This window comes from Bosea sp. NBC_00550 (genome assembly GCF_026020075.1).
In the GTDB taxonomy this organism is placed as follows: domain Bacteria; phylum Pseudomonadota; class Alphaproteobacteria; order Rhizobiales; family Beijerinckiaceae; genus Allobosea.
In genome coordinates this window covers 2,307,991-2,320,351 of record NZ_CP102772.1, presented here as the reverse complement: position 1 = coordinate 2,320,351, position 12,361 = coordinate 2,307,991, and the positions used below count along the sequence as shown (strand labels likewise).

Below are 12,361 nucleotides of genomic sequence, written 5' to 3'. Positions count from 1 at the left end.
GCCCTCAGTCGAACAAGCTGGACACGCTGGTTTCGCTCGCCGTGCGCTCGATGGCCTCGCCCATCAGGCCGGCGATGGAGATGACGCGGATGTTGCGGGCGACCTTCACGGCCTCGGTCGGCATGATCGAGTCGGTGATGACGAGCTCCTTGAGCTTCGACGAGGCGATGCGCGCCACCGCGCCGCCCGAGAGCACGCCATGGGTGATATAGGCGAAGACCTCCTTGGCGCCCTGATCGAGCAGGGCCTCCGCCGCATTCACAAGCGTGCCGCCGGAGTCGACGATGTCGTCGATCAGGATGCAGGAGCGGCCCTCGACCGAGCCGATGATGTTCATAACCTCGGACTCGCCCGGCCGGTCGCGCCGCTTGTCGACGATGGCGAGCGGGGCGTCGATGCGCTTGGCAAGCGCGCGAGCGCGGACCACGCCGCCGACGTCAGGCGAGACGACCATGGCGTTCTTCCACTCCAGCCGGTCCTTGATGTCGCGCGCCATCAGCGGGGCGCCGAACAGGTTGTCGGTCGGGATGTCGAAGAAGCCCTGAATCTGGCCGGCATGCAGGTCGAGCGTCAGCACGCGGTCGACGCCGGCATGGGTGATCAGGTTCGAGACGAGCTTGGCCGAGATCGGGGTGCGGCCCGAGGCGCGCCGGTCCTGCCGGGCATAGCCGAAATAGGGAATCACCGCCGTGATGCGCTTGGCCGAGGAGCGGCGCAGCGCATCGGTGATGATCAGAAGTTCCATCAGGTGGTCGTTGGTCGGGAAGGAGGTGGACTGGATGATGAAGACATCCTGCCCGCGTACGTTCTCCTGAATCTCGACGAAGACTTCCATGTCGGCGAACCGCCGGACCGTGGCCTTGGCGAGCGGAATGCTGAGATGGCTGCATATCGCTTCAGCGAGCGGCCGGTTGGAATTGCCGGCGACGACTTTGAAATGAGAGGGCATGCCGTGGCGCACCGTTGGACAAGGCGGGGCACGAGCCGGCGATGCCGGCTCAATTCGAACGGCTCTTAACAGCGCGATGACAGGGAGTCGACCGTTGCGCTGCAATATAGCTGCGCAAAAAGGCGTCGAGCGCCTGGCGTGACCCGGAATCCACTGACCTTACGTCGCCGGCCAGCGGAGCGCCGGCGATCAGCTCTTCTTGTCGGGGGCGGCGGCGACCCTGGTGCTGGGCTTGGCGCTCTTCTTGTCCTTGCCGGCATCGAGCGTTGCGACGGCCGGCGTCGTGACCAGGAAGCTCGCGATCGCGTCCATCGAGTCGGAGGCGGCCTTGGCGACGATCGTCTGGTCGATGCCGGCCCAGGGGTCGGAACCGCCGCTGCGCTTGCCGATGCTTTCGCCCTGGACGCGCTGGGCGCGCTGCTTGGTCGAATCATAGACGTCCCAGACGAAGGCGAGCGAGGTCTGGCCGTCCTCGGTCGGCTGGGCGGTGAGGTAGCCCTTGACCCTGAAGCGTGCCGGCTTGTTGCCGGGAACGATTTCCATCTTGCGCTCGGCCGCGGCCTCGCCGAGCAGGCCGGCGAAACTCGTGGTGACATCCTCGGGGGCGCCCGAGATGCTCTGGACCGAGACCGGCACGCCCGGCGCATCGACGCGCGGACGCGCCGCGGTCTGGGTGGTTTCCTGGCATCCGGCGAGCGCCAGCGCAAAAACCGGCCCCAAAGCGAGGCCGCTCAAACGGTTGATCATGACGCCTCCCGCCCTTTGGGCTGTGGACCGCTTCGAGATTCCCTGTGCCCCTGTTCTAGGCTCAACGGAGGGCGAGGTCCAGATCAGGCAGATTGAGCGCTTCGGCGCCGCCGGTTCCGACGAGATAGGTCCTGCCCAGGCACATGGCGGTCTCGCTGTCGGAATCCATCAGGATCATATGGGCGAACATTACCATGCCAGGCACGATCTCCCAGTCATTGGCCTCGTAGAACATCGGCCAATCCATCCAGGACGGCGTGAACTTGGCGCCGAGCGAGTAGCCGCAGGCGTTGAGCCGGTGCTGCGCAAGGCCGTGCTCGTCGAGGACGCGGGCATGCGCCGCGAAGACGTCCCCGGCCGTGCGGCCGGGCTTCAGCGCGGCTTCGCAGGCGAGCAGCGCGTCTTTCGCGGCGGCGTGGTAGGGGCGGTGCAGCGGGCGCGGCTCGCCAACCACGACGGTGCGCATCGCCGCGACATGGTAGTGCCGGTCGACTCCAGCGAATTCGAGGGTGATCTGATCGTTGGCGTCGAGCCGGCGCCGGCCGGATTTGTAGCGGCAGAGCAGGGCGTCGCGGCCCGAGCCGATGATGAACTCGTTGGCCGGATAGTCGCCGCCGCCAGCGAAGATCGCATTGTGCTGGGCGGCGAGGATCTCGCCCTCGTCGGCGCCGGCCCGGATCACGTCGAGCGCTGCCTGGTCTGCGGCGTCGGTGAGCGCGGCGGCGCGCCTGACATAGGCGATCTCCTCCGCCGATTTCACGGCGCGCAGCCGCGTCACGATGGTCGAGGCGTCGACGAGCTCGGCCCGGCCGGCGAAGGCGGCTTCGAGCTTGCGGTAATTGGCGGCGACGAGGCCGTAGGATTCGAACTCGACGCCGATGCGCTTGCCGGAGAGGCCGAGATCGTCAGACAGAGCGAGCAGGTCCCTGGCCGGATTGGCCTCACGTCCGTCCTTCCAGATGCGGATGTCGCCGAGGTTCGAGGTCTGCTGCGCCTGCCTCAGATCGGCGGAGCGGGTCAGCAGCGCCATCGTGCCGTCCGCCCTGACGACGAGGCACTGGAAGAAGCAGAAGCCGAAGGTGTCGTAGCCGGTCAGCCAGAACATCGATTCCTGCTGGTACAGGAAGAGCGCGTCGAGGCGGCCGGCCTGCATGGCGGCAAGGAGCGCTTCGCGGCGGCGGGTAAATTCGGCGGGTGTGAAATGCAGGGCCATGGCGCAACTCCTTGAAGCGGACCGACATTTGATCGCGCCGCCGTCCGCCGGGCAAGTCCTCGACGTGGCAGTGCGATTGCGGCGCCCGCCTGCGCTGCCTATAGGCTGTCGTCAGAGAGTTTCGCCCAAACGGGAGAGAGCTATGGTGAACCCCGGCAACCGCATCCTCGACGACATCGCGCGCCTCGCCACCGACGCGGCCGGCGCCGCGCAGGGCGTGCGCCGCGAGGTCGAGACCGTCGTGAAGACGCAGATCGAACGCCTGCTGCGCGATCTCGATGTCGTCACCCGCGAGGAGTTCGAGGCGGTGCGCGAAATGGCGCTGATCGCCCGCGAGGAGAACGACAAGCTCGCGGCGCGCCTCGCCGCGATCGAGGAGCGGCTCGGCAAATCCTGACGAGGCAGCCCTGGCGCGATGGCGCCCATGTCCTCATGTCATGTCCACAGCCATGTGCTGTGGACAGCCCTTCGGGGGGATTGAGCCGGCCGGCCGAATCCGCAGAGCTTCACGCTGTGTTGGGAGCGTCACAGCGCCTGCGCTATCGTCGGTGGAAAGAATTGATTCGTCGGGCGGATTCGCTCCGGGTCGACGAGTTGGGATGCTCCCCGCGGAGTGCCCCGGAGGTGTGTTGCGTTCCTTCGGATTTCCAGTCGCCGTGTTCCTCTTCTCGAACGCGCCGGGGCGCCAGCTCCGGAAGGTGGACCCCAGGGCATGATAGACCTCGATATGGATGCCGAGCTGGATCGGCCCTCCAACCCTCTCGACTTGTTCGAACGCCTCGCTGCCCTCAATGGCTGGAACTTCGACCGCGACAGCGAGGATGAGCTTTCGGTCGCGGTGACGGGCGGCTGGTCGGAATATCACGTCGCCATCACCTGGCTGGCCGAGGTCGAGGCGCTGCACATCGCCTGCGCCTTCGATCTCAAGGTGCCGGAGCGGCGGCGCAGCGAGGTGCTGCAGCTCGTGAGCCTGGTCAACGAGCAGCTCTGGCTCGGCCATTTCGATCTCTGGAGCACCGAAAGCGTCGTGATGTACCGCCATGCGCTATTGCTGTCGGGCGGAGCGGAGCCGACGGACGAGCAGGCGGCGGCGCTGGTCAAGACGGCCGTCGAGGCCTGCGAACGCTACTATCAGGCCTTCCAGTTCGTGGTCTGGGCCGGCAAGACGGCGAAGGAAGGGATGGAAGGCGCCATCCTCGAGACGGTCGGCGAAGCCTGACCTTGCGCAGAGGTTGCTGCCGGGCTTGACCCGGCGGCGACATGACGGGAAGGCTGAGAGCTAGAGAATCCCGGCGCGGGTCCGGGATCGCCAGCCGTCGCGAGGCCGCCATGTCGAATTCCCTTCCGCAATCGCTCGTCCTGATCGGTGCGGGCAAGATGGGCGGAGCGATGCTGGAGGGCTGGCTGCGCATCGGCATCGATCCGAAGGGGATCAGCCTGATCGACCCCAAGCCTTCGGACGAGATGGTCGAGCTCGCCCAGGAAAAGGGGATGCGGCTCAATCCGTCGGCCAAGGAGATTCCTGCTGCCGATGTCGTCGTGCTCGCGACCAAGCCGCAGATGCTCGACACGGCGGCGCCAGCGGTGCAGGCCTTCATCCATCCCCGGACGCTGCTGATCTCGATCCTCGCCGGCAAGACGCTCGGCGACCTCGCCGCGCGCCTGCCGAATGCGGGCGCGATCATCCGCGCCATGCCGAACCTGCCGGCCGCCGTGCAGCGCGGCGCCACCGCCGCGGCGCCCGGCAAGGGCGTGAGCGCGGCACAGCGCGCAACCGCCGATGCGCTGCTCGGCAGCATCGGCAAGGTCGAATGGCTGGATGACGAGGGGCTGATCGACGCCGTCACGGCCGTGTCCGGCTCCGGCCCGGCCTATGTCTTTCATCTGGTCGAGTGCCTGGCCGCTGCCGGAACCGAAGCCGGCCTGCCCGCGGATGTGGCGGAGCGGCTGGCGCGGGCGACAGTCGAGGGTGCGGGCGAGCTGCTGTTCCAGTCGCCACTGCCGCCCGGCACGCTGCGCCAGAATGTGACCTCGCCCGGCGGCACGACGGCTGCGGCGCTCGAGGTCCTGATGGCCGATGACGGCATGAAGCCGTTGCTGCGCAAGGCCGTGGCTGCTGCCAAACGTCGCGCCGGCGAGCTTTCGGGCTGATCGGCCTTCCACCTGCCACGATAGCGGCCTAACTTCTGTCCATCGCGAAGCGAGAGGAGCAGTCCTATGGCCCGCAAGCCCGTTTCCACCCTGCCCGAGGCCGTGCAGCCTGAATCTGCCGCCAAGCCGGGCGATCCGCGCAGGTGCGCCGTCGATGCGCTGATGAAGCTCGCCGTGGACCGGCCCTGGGATCAGATCGAGCTGCCCGACATCGCTGCCGAGGCCGGGCTGACGCTGACGCAGCTGCGCGGGCTCTTCCCCTCGAAGCTCGCCATGCTCGGCGGCGTGACGCGCATCGTCGACGACGCGGTGCTGGCTGGTGCGTCCGACGATCTGGCGGGAGAACCCGTCAAGGAGCGCCTGTTCGATCTCGTGATGCGCCGGCTCGACGCAATGGCGCCCTACAAGGCGGCCTTGCGCAAGATCGCGCCCATCATCCGGCGCGATCCGCTGACGCTGGCGGCGCTCAACCGCGGGGCGGTCAATTCCTGGCGCTACATGCTTGCCTCGGCCGGCATCCCGACCGAGGATGCACTCGGCCATCTGCGGGTGCAGGGCGCGGTGCTGCTGATGGCGCGGGTCTCCGAAACCTGGCTCGATGACGACGAGCCGGAACTGTCCAAGACCATGGCGCGGCTCGATCGCGAGCTGAAGACGGCGGGGCGCATCATGGCGCGGGTCGAGGATGTCCACCGGCTGACGGCGCCGTTCCGAGGCTTGGCGCGGGCGATCTGCTCGGGCCGGCCGCTGAGGGCCCGCCGACGCGAGCGCGCTTCCGATCGCGGCGAGGATAACGAGGATTACGCGCCCGCCATCTGACGTCCGGACCAAATTCCGCAGAATATGGCCGAAATGCGTCAACGTTAAGCGTGCCTTAGTCAATTTGCGCGAATGGAGGGAAGCTTCATCTCGCGCAGGACACGGGCATGTCGTTTACCAAGAAGCTTACGACCCTGTCGATCAGCCGCTCATTCTCGCTGATCGCAGCCTTGGCCGTGCTGATCGTCGTCGGCAGCGTCGGCTACACGTTGAATGCCGCCCGCAACGAGATGCTTGCGCTCAAACGCGGTGAGATGAAGAATCAGGTCGAGGCCGCGGCAACGACCATCAAGGGCTATCTGGCACGCGTCGAAGCCGGCGAGCTCAAGGAAGCGGATGCGAAGAAGATGGCCATCGAGGCCCTCGGCAGCGCGCGCTTCGACAACGGCAACTACTACTTCCTCTGCGATTTCGACGGCATCAGCATGCTGCATGCCAACAAGAAGATCCAGTCGACGGACATGAAGCCGTTCAAGGACGCGGACGGCAAGTTCTTCGTCCAGGAGATGATCTCGCTGGGGAAGACAAAGGGCGAAGGCTTCGTCGACTATGGCTGGCTCAAGGCCGGCGACAAGGAGCCCTCCCTCAAGATTTCCTACGTCATCGGCATTCCGAAGTGGCAGTGGGTGGTCGGTTCGGGCGTGCATGTGCATGACGTCGATGCGGCCTTCATGAGCATGGTCGGCGGCGTCGCCAAGGTGCTGGTGCCGCTCGGGCTCGTCATGCTCGGCCTCGTCCTCTTCCTGAGCCGCCGCGCCTCCGGGATGCTGCATTCGCTGAAGGGTTCGATGGACAGCCTCGTGTCCGGCGATCTCGATGCCGAGATCGCCCATCAGGAGCGGCCCGACGAAATCGGCTCGATGGCACGTTCCCTCGTCGTCTTCCGTGATGCGGCTCTCGCCAAGGAGGCGATGGAGACCGACAAGCTGCGCGCCGAGGAGGAGGCCGCCGGTCATCGCAGCTCCGCCGATGGCGAGCGTCGCCGCAACGAAGCCGACCGCGCAGAGCATGCCCGCGTGCAGGCCGGCGTGGTCCAGGCTCTGGCCACCGGGCTGGAGCGGCTTTCGGATGGCGACCTGACCTATCGGATCCAGGACGCCTTCACCACGGAATACGTCAAGCTCAGGGACGACTTCAACGGCGCGATCGCCAAGCTGCAAGACGCGATGCGCCAGATCGCGACCAACACCGAGAGCATGAAGGCCGGCTCCACCGAGATCAGCCAGGCGGCCGACGACCTCGCCAGCCGCACCGAGCAGCAGGCCTCCTCGGTCGAGGAGACGGCGACGGCGCTCGACCAGCTCACCGCCACGGTCCGCCAGACCGCCGAGAGCGCACGCCTTGCCAATCAGGCGACCGATCAGGTCAAGACCGAGGCCGAGCAGTCGACCAGCATCGTGCGCGATGCCGTGACGGCGATGGGCGGCATCGAGAAGTCGGCGCAGGAGATCTCGCAGATCGTCGGCGTGATCGACGAGATCGCCTTCCAGACCAACCTCCTGGCGCTCAACGCCTCGGTCGAGGCCGCCCGCGCCGGCGATGCCGGCAAGGGCTTCGCGGTCGTCGCATCCGAGGTGCGGGCGCTGGCGCAGCGTTCGGCCTCTGCCGCCAAGGAAATCAAGACGCTGATCGACGCCTCGACCATCGAGGTCGAGAAGGGCGTCACCCTCGTCGGCCAGACGGGCGGGGCGCTGCAGCGCATGGCCTCCGAGATCAACCGCGTCACCGTGCTGGTTGCGGAGATCGCCGGTGCGGCGCAGGAGCAGGCCTCCGGTCTCCAGGAGGTCAATTCCGCGGTCAGCGAGATGGACCAGGCGACGCAGCAGAACGCCGCGATGGCCGAGCAGTCGACCGCAGCGGCTCATTCGCTGTCGCAGGAGGCCGACCGCCTGTCCGCGATGGTCGCGCGCTTCCAGCTCGGCGGGGACGTCGCCGGCCTCAAGGCCATGGCGCGAACGATGCAGGCGGTGGCCGCGCCCGCTGCTAAGGCTGCACCCCGGCCTGTCGCGCCGCGTGCCACCAAGGCCCATAACGGGAGTGCGATGGTCGCGCGCAAGCTCGATGCCGACGCCCGCGACAAGGGCTGGGAGGAGTTTTGAGCGCTTCCACCGAGCCGGCCGCACCGATCGGCTTCGACGATTTCCTCAAGGTCGACATCCGTGTCGGCACGATCGTCGAGGCTGAGCCTTATCCCGAGGCACGCAAGCCGGCGCTCAAGCTCGTCATCGATTTCGGCGGCACGATCGGCCGCAAGAAATCCTCGGCGCAGATCACCAAGCACTATCGGCCCGAGGACCTGCCGGGCCGGCAGGTCCTCGCCGTGGTCAATTTCCCGCCGCGTCAGATCGGCAAGTTCATGTCCGAGGTGCTGACGCTCGGCATCCCCGACACTGAGGGTGAGGTCGTGCTGATCAGCCCCGGCCTCGCCGTTCCGGACGGCGGCCGGCTGTTCTAGGCCGCCGCTACCGACGCGCGCGAGCCTGTCCAGATGCCGGTCTGCAGCGTGGTCGGCGCATAATCGGGTGCCGTCCAGCGCAGCGGCAGCGCATGAGAGCTTCGCCAGCCGCGAGTGACATGGAAGCGCCAGAGGCGCTGGGAGCCTTCCAGCCCGGCAAGCTCCGGCCCGTCCCAGATGATCTCCACCAGCCCTTGGAGCTGGAGCATCGTTCCGGTTTCGAAGTCGACGAGGAGGATGGCCGCGCGGTGCTCCTCCAGCAGGTTCCCGAGCGTATTGAAGTAGTTGTTGCCGATGAAGTCGGGCACCGTCAGCGTGTCGCCGTCGATGCGGATGAAGCCGGGCCGTCCGCCGCGATGCGAGACGTCGACGCCGCCGCCCGGCGTACCGGCAACTGCGGCGCTCGCGATAAACAGCGTGTCGGAAGCGGCGATCAGGGCTTGGGCAGCTCCGTCGAGGCGGGCGAGCGTCTGCACCGCCTGGGGCTGTTCTCCTCCGTCCGGTAACCTGGTACGCGCCTGGATGTATTTGGCGCAATTGCCGAAGCTCTGCGCGACGGAGACCGTGACACCCTTGTCGTCGACGGTTTCGATCTGGCCATTGGCGCGGTTGCGGCGGCGGGTTTCGAATTCGAGGCCGAGCAGGCCAATCGCGCTGCCCGGCCGGATGGCGTCGAATGCCGGATCGTCGGATTGCGGCAAAGCCGCGATGGCGAGGCTGGTCGGGTCGGGGCTCGCGGCGAAGCCTATCGGCCCGCTCAGCGCCGTTGCCAGGGGCCAGCCACTCTGATCGAGAACGCCCGCGAAGAGCCAGGGCAGCTGGCCGAAGAAGATGCGGTGCTGGTCCGGCATGAAGCTGCGGATGCCGGCGCCGCGTGCGGCGACGCCCGCCCGTGCCTGCGCGGCGAGTTCGCCGGCGTGGAAGGGGCTATCAGGCAGCATCGTCGTCGCGCTCCACGGGAAGGGGTGAAGGCGGGATGGGCTTGAAGAAGGGCAGGGCCTCGACGCGGGCGAGCCACCGGCGCACGGCCGGATGGGGCGCGAGCGAGATGCCGCCCTCCGGTGCATGGGCGATGTAGGAATAGCAGGCAAGGTCGGCGAGCGTCGGATGAGCGGCAGCGAGGTATTCGCGCTCCGCCAGATGCTCTTCCATGAAAGCGAGCAACCGCGCCGCGATCCGCTTGGCTCGCGCCTTGTCGTCCTTGATGCCGAACTGCGTGATCAGCCGGGCGATGGAGGGGCCGTGCATGACCTCCCCGGCCGCGATCGAGAGCCAGCGCTGGACATGGGCGGCACCGACGGCATCGCCGGGCAGCCAGTCACTCTCCGGAGCATAGCGTCTTACCAGATAAACCATGATCGCGTTGCTGTCGGCGAGCGTGATCTCGCCATCCTGCAGTACCGGAATCTGGCCGAGCGGGTTGAGCTTGCGGAACGCAGCGCCCTGCCGGATTTCGGCCGGCGCCTGTTCGAAGCGATATGGCAGGCCGAGCGCTCGCAGCAGCAGCTCGACACGGTGGGCATGGCCGGAAAGGGCGGTGCCGTGAAGGACGATCTCGGTCGATGGCATGGCGATGATCCTCTTTGTCGAGAGGATCATGATCGTTTCGGATAAATGTCAAAATCTGCTATCGAAGGAAGTCAGAATTTCAATTTTCGGAACGATGCCGTGGACCGGATCGAGGAGCTCGCGATCTTCGTCGCGATTGTCGATGCGGGCAGCCTCGCCGGGGCCGCCCGGCGGCTGCGCCGCTCACGTCCGGCGGTGACGCGCGCGCTCGCGGCGCTGGAGGAGCGTGTCGGTGCGCAATTGATCGCGCGCACCACGCGGCGATTGACGCCCAACGATGCGGGCCGGGAGCTAGCGGCGACGGCGCGGCGGCTGCTGTCCGATTATGACGCTGCGCTCGGCGTCGCGGCGAATGAGCCCGTCAGCGGGCTGTTGCGTATAACGGCGCCGCTCTCCTTCGGCCGGCGGCACGTCACGCCCCTGGTCTCGGAGTTCCTCGATCGCTACCCGCATGTCCAGGTCGAGATCGTGCTGGCCGACCGCAATCTCGACCTGATCGAGGAGGATCTGCAGCTCGCGATCCGCATCGGGCCGCTGCCGAACTCCGGTTTCCTGATGCGCAAAGTCGGAGAAGTCCGGCGCATCCTCGTCGCGGCGCCGTCCTATCTCGCGCGCTGCCCGCCGCTACGCCGCCCGGCCGATATCGCGGCGCATGAGACGATCGCCAGCGTCGCTGCCAACCAGACGCTGCACTGGCGCTTTGGCGGGCCGAGACGTGGCAGCGGGATCGTGCTGACGCCGCGGCTGATCGTCAACGAGGTGGAATCGGCGCTGATCGCGGCGCGGGCGGGCCGGGGGCTGGCGCGGGTGCTGTCCTATCAGGCCGCCGACGATCTGGCGGCCGGAACGCTGGTGCGGCTCCTGCCGGAATTCGAGCCGCTGCCGCTGCCGGTCCAGTTGGTCATGCCCGGCGGCCGCCAGCCCGCGCCGCGCGTGCGCGCCTTCATCGATCACGCGGTTGAGCGGCTGCCGCAGCTTGCGCCGATCGGTACCGGCTGACGCGCGCTCGCCCGCACGGCTCTAAACCGGCAGGCGCACCGTCGCGCGCAGGCCTCCGAGCGGCGAGTCGCCGAGGATGATGTCGCCGCCATGGGCGCGGGCGATGTCGCGGGCGATGGCGAGGCCGAGGCCGGTGCCGCCGCCATCGACGTTGCGGGCTTCGTCGAGGCGGAAGAAGGGGCGGAAGACCTCCTCGCGCTGGTCCGACGGGATGCCCGGCCCGTCGTCGTCGACCATGACGATGAGGTAGCGCGCGTCATGCGTGGCGGTGATCGCGATGCGGTCGCCGTAGCGGGCGGCATTGGAGACGAGATTGGTCAGCAGGCGCCGGAAGGCATCGGGCCGAATGACCACGAGCGGATCGCCGACCACTTTCAACCCGGTCTGATGGCCCTGGCGCTCGGCATCCGATTTGAGCTCTTCCAGCAGCGCGCGGATATCGGTCTCGACCGCGACCTCGCCGGCATCGCCGCGGGCGAAGGCGAGATAATCCTCCAGCATGCGGCTCATCTCGTCGACGTCCTTCTCGAGCGCCTCGATTTCGGAGGAGCGCTCCATCAGGGCGAGCGAGAGGCGGAAGCGGGTGAGGATGGTGCGCAGGTCGTGGCTGACGCCGTTCAGCATCGTCGTGCGCTCGCCGATCGAGCGCTCGACGCGCCGCTTCATCTCGATGAAGGCGTTGCCGGCGCGGCGAACCTCGCGGGCGCCGCGCGGGCGAAAATCGGCGTCGCGGCCCTTGCCGAAGGCCTCCGCCGCATCGGCAAGCTTCAGGATTGGCCGGATCTGGTTGCGCAGGAACAGCACCGCGATGGTCAGCAGGATCAGCGACGTCCCGATCATCCAGAGCAGGAAGATGTGGCTGTTGGAGGCATAGGCGGCGTTGCGCCGCGTCAGGATGCGCATCACATCCCTGCCGAGCTTGATGCGGATCTCGATCAGGCTGGAGCGGCCGACCGTGTCGAGCCAGAAGGGCCGTGCGACCTGCTGGCTGAGCTCCGTCGAAAGGGCGTTGTCGAGCAGCGAGAAGAAGGGGCGCGGCCCCGGCGCGGGCAGGTCGGAATCCGGGATGATGTCGAGATCCATGCCGAGGCGCTCGGCGGCGATGCGCGAGAGCGTCGTGGTGTCGGCATCCTGCGGATAGCTCTCATAGACGTCGATCAGCATGGCGATGTCGGCAGAAACCGCCGAGGAGAGCCGCTGCGTCACCGTCTGCCAGTGCCGCTCCATGAAGACATAGGCGATGACCGACTGCAGCAGCACGACCGGCGCGATGACGATGACGAGCGCGCGCGGATAAAGCCCCTTGGGCATGTAGCGCGCGATGATCTGGAGTGGACGGCCGACACATTTCACCACCGGGCGCAGCGATCTGCCAACGCGATTGCCGAGCTTGTCGAGCGCGGCGAGGCCACGCGTCAGCGCGGCCGCCACCGGGTGCAGCATCGACTGCTTCTTCCTG

13 protein-coding genes are annotated in these 12,361 nt (G+C 67.4%); 7 read left to right on the top strand and 6 right to left on the bottom strand.

Annotation, left to right across the window (positions count from 1 at the left end; all coding sequences use genetic code 11):
* Positions 1-4: 4 nt before the first annotated feature.
* From NWE53_RS11115 to NWE53_RS11105, 3 genes are all read right to left on the bottom strand, one after another.
* Entirely contained in the window at positions 5-949 is a 945-nt protein-coding gene (locus NWE53_RS11115; protein ID WP_265054357.1) for a ribose-phosphate pyrophosphokinase, read from the bottom strand.
* 189 nt (positions 950-1,138) lie between these two features.
* Positions 1,139-1,696, bottom strand: a complete 558-nt coding sequence (locus tag NWE53_RS11110) for a hypothetical protein (protein ID WP_265054356.1) — start codon at positions 1,694-1,696, stop codon at positions 1,139-1,141.
* Between the two features lie 61 nt (positions 1,697-1,757).
* Positions 1,758-2,909 (bottom strand): M24 family metallopeptidase, encoded by a 1,152-nt coding sequence (locus NWE53_RS11105; protein WP_265054355.1) that lies wholly within the window; start codon positions 2,907-2,909, stop codon positions 1,758-1,760.
* Between the two features lie 142 nt (positions 2,910-3,051).
* Here NWE53_RS11105 and NWE53_RS11100 point away from each other — a divergent pair, with 142 nt between their 5' ends.
* From NWE53_RS11100 to NWE53_RS11075, 6 genes are all read left to right on the top strand, one after another.
* Complete coding sequence (locus NWE53_RS11100; RefSeq protein WP_265054354.1) at positions 3,052-3,306, top strand: accessory factor UbiK family protein; 255 nt, start codon at positions 3,052-3,054, stop codon at positions 3,304-3,306.
* A 315-nt stretch (positions 3,307-3,621) separates the two neighbouring features.
* Entirely contained in the window at positions 3,622-4,128 is a 507-nt protein-coding gene (locus NWE53_RS11095; protein ID WP_265054353.1) for a type III secretion system chaperone family protein, read from the top strand.
* A gap of 110 nt (positions 4,129-4,238) precedes the next feature.
* Complete coding sequence (gene proC / locus NWE53_RS11090) at positions 4,239-5,060, top strand: pyrroline-5-carboxylate reductase (protein WP_265054352.1); 822 nt, start codon at positions 4,239-4,241, stop codon at positions 5,058-5,060.
* A gap of 66 nt (positions 5,061-5,126) precedes the next feature.
* Positions 5,127-5,879, top strand: coding sequence for a TetR/AcrR family transcriptional regulator (locus NWE53_RS11085; RefSeq protein WP_265054351.1), 753 nt, complete (start codon positions 5,127-5,129; stop codon positions 5,877-5,879).
* A gap of 107 nt (positions 5,880-5,986) precedes the next feature.
* Complete coding sequence (locus NWE53_RS11080) at positions 5,987-7,978, top strand: methyl-accepting chemotaxis protein (RefSeq protein ID WP_265054350.1); 1,992 nt, start codon at positions 5,987-5,989, stop codon at positions 7,976-7,978.
* Positions 7,975-8,334 (top strand): tRNA-binding protein, encoded by a 360-nt coding sequence (locus NWE53_RS11075; protein WP_265054349.1) that lies wholly within the window; start codon positions 7,975-7,977, stop codon positions 8,332-8,334. The genes NWE53_RS11080 and NWE53_RS11075 overlap by 4 nt, the downstream gene beginning before the upstream one ends.
* Here NWE53_RS11075 and NWE53_RS11070 read toward each other — a convergent pair.
* Together NWE53_RS11070 and NWE53_RS11065 are read right to left on the bottom strand one after the other, a co-directional pair.
* Complete coding sequence (locus tag NWE53_RS11070; protein WP_265054348.1) at positions 8,331-9,275, bottom strand: pyridoxamine 5'-phosphate oxidase family protein; 945 nt, start codon at positions 9,273-9,275, stop codon at positions 8,331-8,333. The genes NWE53_RS11075 and NWE53_RS11070 overlap by 4 nt on opposite strands.
* On the bottom strand, positions 9,265-9,933 hold the full coding sequence (locus NWE53_RS11065; RefSeq protein WP_265054347.1) for a glutathione S-transferase family protein: 669 nt from the start codon (positions 9,931-9,933) through the stop codon (positions 9,265-9,267). The genes NWE53_RS11070 and NWE53_RS11065 overlap by 11 nt, the downstream gene beginning before the upstream one ends.
* A 69-nt stretch (positions 9,934-10,002) precedes the next feature.
* Between NWE53_RS11065 and NWE53_RS11060 the strand changes: the two genes are divergently transcribed.
* A complete protein-coding gene (locus NWE53_RS11060) occupies positions 10,003-10,902 on the top strand; it encodes a LysR family transcriptional regulator (protein WP_265054346.1) in 900 nt (299 codons plus the stop codon).
* A 21-nt stretch (positions 10,903-10,923) separates the two neighbouring features.
* Here the strand turns inward: NWE53_RS11060 and NWE53_RS11055 are convergent, their stop codons facing one another.
* A complete protein-coding gene (locus NWE53_RS11055) occupies positions 10,924-12,345 on the bottom strand; it encodes an ATP-binding protein (RefSeq protein WP_442865024.1) in 1,422 nt (473 codons plus the stop codon).
* Between the last annotated feature and the right edge of the window lie 16 nt (positions 12,346-12,361).

Excerpts from the sequence above, each read along its gene's own strand:
- NWE53_RS11110 (WP_265054356.1), bottom strand. The coding sequence starts at position 1,696 with ATGATCAACCGTTTGAGCGGCCTCGCTTTGGGGCCGGTTTTTGCGCTG.
- NWE53_RS11115 (WP_265054357.1), bottom strand. The coding sequence starts at position 949 with ATGCCCTCTCATTTCAAAGTCGTCGCCGGCAATTCCAACCGGCCGCTC.
- NWE53_RS11105 (WP_265054355.1), bottom strand. The coding sequence starts at position 2,909 with ATGGCCCTGCATTTCACACCCGCCGAATTTACCCGCCGCCGCGAAGCG.
- NWE53_RS11080 (WP_265054350.1), top strand. The coding sequence starts at position 5,987 with ATGTCGTTTACCAAGAAGCTTACGACCCTGTCGATCAGCCGCTCATTC.
- NWE53_RS11055 (WP_442865024.1), bottom strand. The coding sequence starts at position 12,345 with ATGCTGCACCCGGTGGCGGCCGCGCTGACGCGTGGCCTCGCCGCGCTC.
- NWE53_RS11085 (WP_265054351.1), top strand. The coding sequence starts at position 5,127 with ATGGCCCGCAAGCCCGTTTCCACCCTGCCCGAGGCCGTGCAGCCTGAA.
- NWE53_RS11100 (WP_265054354.1), top strand. The coding sequence starts at position 3,052 with ATGGTGAACCCCGGCAACCGCATCCTCGACGACATCGCGCGCCTCGCC.
- NWE53_RS11095 (WP_265054353.1), top strand. The coding sequence starts at position 3,622 with ATGATAGACCTCGATATGGATGCCGAGCTGGATCGGCCCTCCAACCCT.
- NWE53_RS11070 (WP_265054348.1), bottom strand. The coding sequence starts at position 9,275 with ATGCTGCCTGATAGCCCCTTCCACGCCGGCGAACTCGCCGCGCAGGCA.
- proC (WP_265054352.1), top strand. The coding sequence starts at position 4,239 with ATGTCGAATTCCCTTCCGCAATCGCTCGTCCTGATCGGTGCGGGCAAG.
- NWE53_RS11065 (WP_265054347.1), bottom strand. The coding sequence starts at position 9,933 with ATGATCCTCTCGACAAAGAGGATCATCGCCATGCCATCGACCGAGATC.